Raw genomic sequence first — 4,720 nt, 5'->3', positions numbered from 1 at the left:
GCGGCGCTATCTGGCGCTGGTGCACGGCGTGCCTTCGGCCGCCGATCCGCGATTGGCAGGCACGCGCGGGATCAGTTTTGAGGCGGCGGGGGTGCTGCGGATCGAGACCCGGCTAGGCCGCCACCGCACCGACCGGCAGAGGCAGGCGGTTTGCTGGGAAGGCGGGCGGCACGCGGTCACGCGCGCCCGCGTGCTCGAAAGTTTCGGCACCCCGCCTTCGGCGGCGCTGCTGGAGTGCTGGCTTGAAACCGGGCGCACGCATCAGATTCGCGTCCATATGGCACATGCCGGGCATGGGTTGGTGGGGGATGCAACCTACGGCGGGGCGCGCAAGCCCTCGGCCAAGGCATTGGGCGATGCGGCGGCGGCCGCGCTTTCAACCTTTCCGCGTCAGGCGCTGCATGCCGCAACGCTTGGGTTCGCGCATCCGGTCAGTGGCGAGCCGCTGCAATTTGCAGCGCCCCTTCCGCCCGATATGGCGGCGTTGTTGGGGGTGCTTGCGCTATCATAAAGGCGTGAAGCCTGCGGTTTTCGCTGTTGTGCGACGGAACCGCGTACCATGCTGCGTATAAGGATCTGTGGCGGCAGAGCGGGGACTTGGCCTTGACCCGCCACGGACAATAGCCCATTTTGGCTGATCCTCGATCAGGGAGAAAGGTCGGCGATGACGACATATGCAAACCTTCCGGCACCCAGCCCCGAACAGGGGATGAACCGCTATCTGCAAGAGATTCGCAAGTTTCCGCTGCTGGAGCCGGAAGAGGAATACATGCTGGCAAAGCGCTGGGTGGACCATCAGGATGCGCAGGCAGCGCACCGTATGGTGACCAGCCACCTGCGATTGGCCGCCAAGATCGCCATGGGGTATCGCGGCTATGGCCTGCCGCAGGCCGAGGTGATTTCCGAGGCCAACGTCGGGCTGATGCAGGCGGTCAAGCGTTTTGACCCCGAGCGCGGCTTTCGCCTTGCCACCTATGCGATGTGGTGGATTCGCGCCAGCATTCAGGAATACATCCTGCGCTCGTGGAGCTTGGTGAAGCTGGGCACCACCTCGGCACAGAAAAAGTTGTTCTTCAACCTGCGCAAGGCCAAAAGCCGGATCGGTGCGCTGGAAGAGGGCGATTTGCGCCCCGAGCATGTTACGCGCATTGCGCATGATCTGAGCGTGACCGAGGACGAGGTGGTCGCCATGAACCGCCGCCTGTCGGGTGGCGATGCCTCGCTGAATGCGCAGGTTGGCGCTGCGGATGGCGACGGAACCACGCAGTGGCAGGATTGGCTAGAAGACGAAAGCGCCAACACTGCCGAAGATTACGCCGAAGCCGACGAGATGGCGGCGCGGCGCGCGATGCTGGTTGCCGCGATGGATGTGCTGAACGAACGCGAGCGCGATATTCTCGCGCAGCGCCGCTTGCGCGACGAACCTGTGACGCTGGAGCAGCTTTCGACGCAGTATGAAGTTTCGCGCGAGCGGATCCGCCAGATCGAGGTGCGTGCGTTCGAAAAGCTGCAAGACCGGATGCGGGTGCTGGCGCGCGAAAAGGGCATGGCTGTGCCTGCCTGATCTGATTGCCCGCGCTTGCTGCTGGCATTACCCTGATGCCAGTGGCAAGCGAGGAGGCGGTCATGCAAGTGGTCAATTGGGGTATTCTGGGTGCTGCGAGCTTTGCGCGCAGACATATGGGGCCTGCAATCCATGCCGCGCGCGGTGCGCGGCTGGCGGCGCTGGCCACATCGGACGCGTCGCGTGCTGAACCCTTTCGCGACTTTTGCCCCGATCTGGTGGTGCACACGGGCTACGAGGCGCTTCTGGCAGACCCTGCCATTGACGCGGTCTATATTCCACTGCCGAATAGTCTGCATGTGCCTTGGGCGTTGAAGGCACTGGCGGCGGGCAAGCATGTGCTGTGCGAAAAGCCATTGGCGATGACGCTGGCCGAGGTTGATGCGCTGATTGCCGCGCGCGACAGTTCGGGGTTGCTTGCGGCCGAAGCCTTTATGATCGTGCATCACCCACAGTGGATACGGGTGCGCGACTGGATTGCTGCGGGCGAAATTGGCCGTGTGGAACATGCCGACGCGCATTTCAGCTACGATAACCGCGCCGACCCCGGAAACATTCGAAACAGGCCCGAGATGGGCGGTGGCGGTATCCGCGATATCGGGGTTTATACCTATAGCTCGGTGCGCTTTGCCACCGGAGCCGAGCCGGTGGAACTGCGCAGCCGGATCCGGCGCGAGAACGGGGTCGATGTCTGGGCCGAGGTGGCAGGCACCATGGCGGGGCCAGACGGCACGTTCACCTATACCGGGCGCACCTCGATGCGGCTTTATCCGCGCCAAGAGGTGGTCATTCACGGCGAAGGCGGCATGATCCGGGTGCCGGTGCCGTTCAATGCCGGGGTCGTGGGCGAGGCGCGGGTAGAGCTTTTCCGCCGTGGCCAGCCAGATCTGGTCGAGCGGTTTCCGATGGTCAATCAGTATGTGTTACAGGTTGAAGCCTTTGGGCAAAGCCTACGCGCGGGCGCACCTTATCCTTGGCCGCTCGAACAGGCGCGCGGCACGCAAGCGATGATCGAGATGGTGCTGGCGGGCGAGGTCTGAACGCAGCTTGCGTTTGATCGTGGCGGCGCGCTTGCAACAACTGCCGCATCACTGCGGCAAGTTTTCCGCAAGCCAACGCATCATGTTGCCGCCCATCACCTTGGCGATCACGCGGCGGTTTAGGCCGCTGTCAAGTAGCGCCTGCGTCAACACTGCCAGCCGCGAAACGTCGAAACCGGTTCTGACGGCACCATCGAAATCGGAGCCGAGCGCCACGTTATCTTCGCCCAACTCCTCGACCGCGGTAAAGATCGCATGCGCGACGCCTGCGGGTGTGGCGTCACAGGTGGCCTCATCCCAAAAGCCGATGCCGACGATGCCACCCTTAGCCACCACCGCGCGCAAAAGATCGTTCTCGATATTGCGCGGCGTCTCGCAGTGGCTGCGAATGCCCGTGTGCGAAACGATGGGCCTTGTGCCTTCGATCGCCAGCACATCGCGCACCATCTGCGGGCTTGCGTGCGCAAGGTCGATGATCATGCCGCGCGCCACCATCTCGGCCACCACCTCGTAGCCAAAGGGCGAGAGCCCCGCCGCGGCCCCACCTTCGCCGTGCAACGAGCCGCCAAGTTCATTGTCAAAGAAATGCGTGAGCCCCATCAGCCGAAAGCCCGCATCCCAAAGCCGGTCGAGGTTGGCAAGGTCGCCTTCAAGCGCGTGCCCGCCCTCGGCACCCAAGATGCCGCCCACGATCTTGCTGCCGGCCTCGCGCGCGGCCAGAACCTGCGCCAGATCAGCGCCGGTGCGGATTACCTTCAATTCGTCCGGTGCGGCCTTCGCGGCCGCGTTAAGCCGCGCGGCTTGGTCAAGCGCACGCTCGGTCAGGCTGAACCATGTGCGGATCGGTCGAAGCTCGCCGATCATCAGCAGCGTGATGTCGTCGGGCGCGTCGGCGGAGTTGGCGTCATAGTTCAACCCACGTGGGCTTTTGGTGACGGTGGTAAACACCTGCACCGCCACATTGCCCTCGCGCAGGCGCGGCAGGTCCATGTGCCCGCGATCCCACCGCTGGCGCAGATCGCGGTCCCACAGCAGCGTGTCGGAATGCCAATCGCCGATGGTCAGGCCATCGTGAAATGCCTGACCCTCTGGCGTCACTTCCCAGGGAAAGCTCAGTGTGCGGTTCAAGGCGCGTTCGGTAATGCCCGGTGCCACGGCAAAGAACCCCACCGCGCCCGCAGCCAAAAGCACGCCTGCGCCGCCAAGCAGCCAACCCCAGATCCGCATCGCTCAGCTCTCCATCGCTTCAAGCTCGTCGATGAAGCCTGCGATCATGCTCAGCCCCTTGTCCCAGAAAGCGGGGTCAGAGGCATCGAGGCCGAAGGGGGCGAGAAGGTCTTTGTGGTGCTTCGATCCGCCCGCCTTCAGCATCTCGAAATACTTCGCCTGAAAATCGGGCAGGCCCTCGGCATAGGCGGCGTAGAGCGCATTCACGAGGCCGTCGCCGAAGGCATAGGCATAGACGTAGAAGGGCGAGTGCACGAAGTGCGGGATATAGGCCCAGAAAGTTTCATAGCCCGGCATGAACTCGAACACGGGGCCAAGGCTTTCGGCCTGCACGCTCATCCAAAGCGCGTTGATGTCGTCGGGGGTCAACTCGCCCTCGCGCCGCGCGGCGTGCAGCTTGCATTCGAAATCGTAGAACGCGATCTGGCGGACCACGGTGTTGATCATGTCTTCGACCTTGCCGGCAAGCAGTTGCTTGCGTTCGGCGGGCGACTTGGCGGCATCGAGCAGGCGGCGGAAGGTAAGCATTTCGCCGAAAACGCTGGCTGTTTCGGCCACCGTCAGCGGTGTGGAGGCCAGCGTCTCGCCCTGCGGTGCGGCCAATACCTGATGCACGCCGTGGCCCAGTTCATGCGCCAGCGTCATCACATCGCGCGGCTTGCCAAGGTAGTTGAGCAGCACATAGGGGTGCACATTCGTCACCGTCGGGTGCGCGAAGGCGCCCGGCGCCTTGCCGGGCTTTACGCCTGCGTCGATCCAACCCTTGTCGAAGAAGGGTTCGGCAATGGCGGCCATTTCGGGGGCAAAACCGGCATAGGCCCCCAGCACGGTTTCGCGCGCCTCGTCCCAGCCGATCACGCGCGGGGCCTCGGTGGGCAGGGGGGCGTTG

The 4,720-nt window shown here is 63.9% G+C and carries 5 protein-coding genes; 3 read left to right on the top strand and 2 right to left on the bottom strand.

Features of this window, described 5'->3' with window-relative positions:
* The 3 genes from ABY403_RS13465 to ABY403_RS13455 all read left to right on the top strand — a co-directional run.
* Nucleotides 1-511: RluA family pseudouridine synthase (locus tag ABY403_RS13465; protein ID WP_372841344.1), on the top strand; the 511-nt coding region annotated here is incomplete at its 5' end.
* A gap of 153 nt (nt 512-664) precedes the next feature.
* Entirely contained in the window at nt 665-1,564 is a 900-nt protein-coding gene (gene rpoH, locus ABY403_RS13460) for an RNA polymerase sigma factor RpoH (RefSeq protein WP_372841343.1), read from the top strand.
* Nucleotides 1,565-1,626: 62 nt separating this feature from the next.
* Nucleotides 1,627-2,604 (top strand): Gfo/Idh/MocA family protein, encoded by a 978-nt coding sequence (locus ABY403_RS13455; RefSeq protein WP_372841341.1) that lies wholly within the window; start codon nt 1,627-1,629, stop codon nt 2,602-2,604.
* Nucleotides 2,605-2,652: 48 nt separating this feature from the next.
* On the opposite strand, the gene ABY403_RS13450 is transcribed toward ABY403_RS13455, so the two are convergent.
* The gene (locus ABY403_RS13450) at nt 2,653-3,831 is read right to left on the bottom strand and encodes a dipeptidase (protein WP_372841340.1); all 1,179 of its coding nucleotides are present in this window, start codon (nt 3,829-3,831) and stop codon (nt 2,653-2,655) included.
* A gap of 3 nt (nt 3,832-3,834) precedes the next feature.
* Nucleotides 3,835-4,720 (bottom strand): M3 family oligoendopeptidase (locus ABY403_RS13445; protein WP_372841339.1); only part of this gene is annotated, 886 nt, incomplete at its 5' end.

Origin of the sequence: Phaeovulum sp. (assembly GCF_041596715.1) — a bacterium.
GTDB lineage: Bacteria > Pseudomonadota > Alphaproteobacteria > Rhodobacterales > Rhodobacteraceae > UBA6213.
Note: the sequence above shows the minus strand (reverse complement) of the source record. Positions and strands in the feature narration are given on the sequence as shown.

What these genes read in the sequence shown, in the direction of transcription:
- rpoH (WP_372841343.1), top strand. Translation starts at nt 665, where the DNA reads ATGACGACATATGCAAACCTTCCGGCACCCAGCCCCGAACAGGGGATG.
- ABY403_RS13450 (WP_372841340.1), bottom strand. Translation starts at nt 3,831, where the DNA reads ATGCGGATCTGGGGTTGGCTGCTTGGCGGCGCAGGCGTGCTTTTGGCT.
- ABY403_RS13455 (WP_372841341.1), top strand. Translation starts at nt 1,627, where the DNA reads ATGCAAGTGGTCAATTGGGGTATTCTGGGTGCTGCGAGCTTTGCGCGC.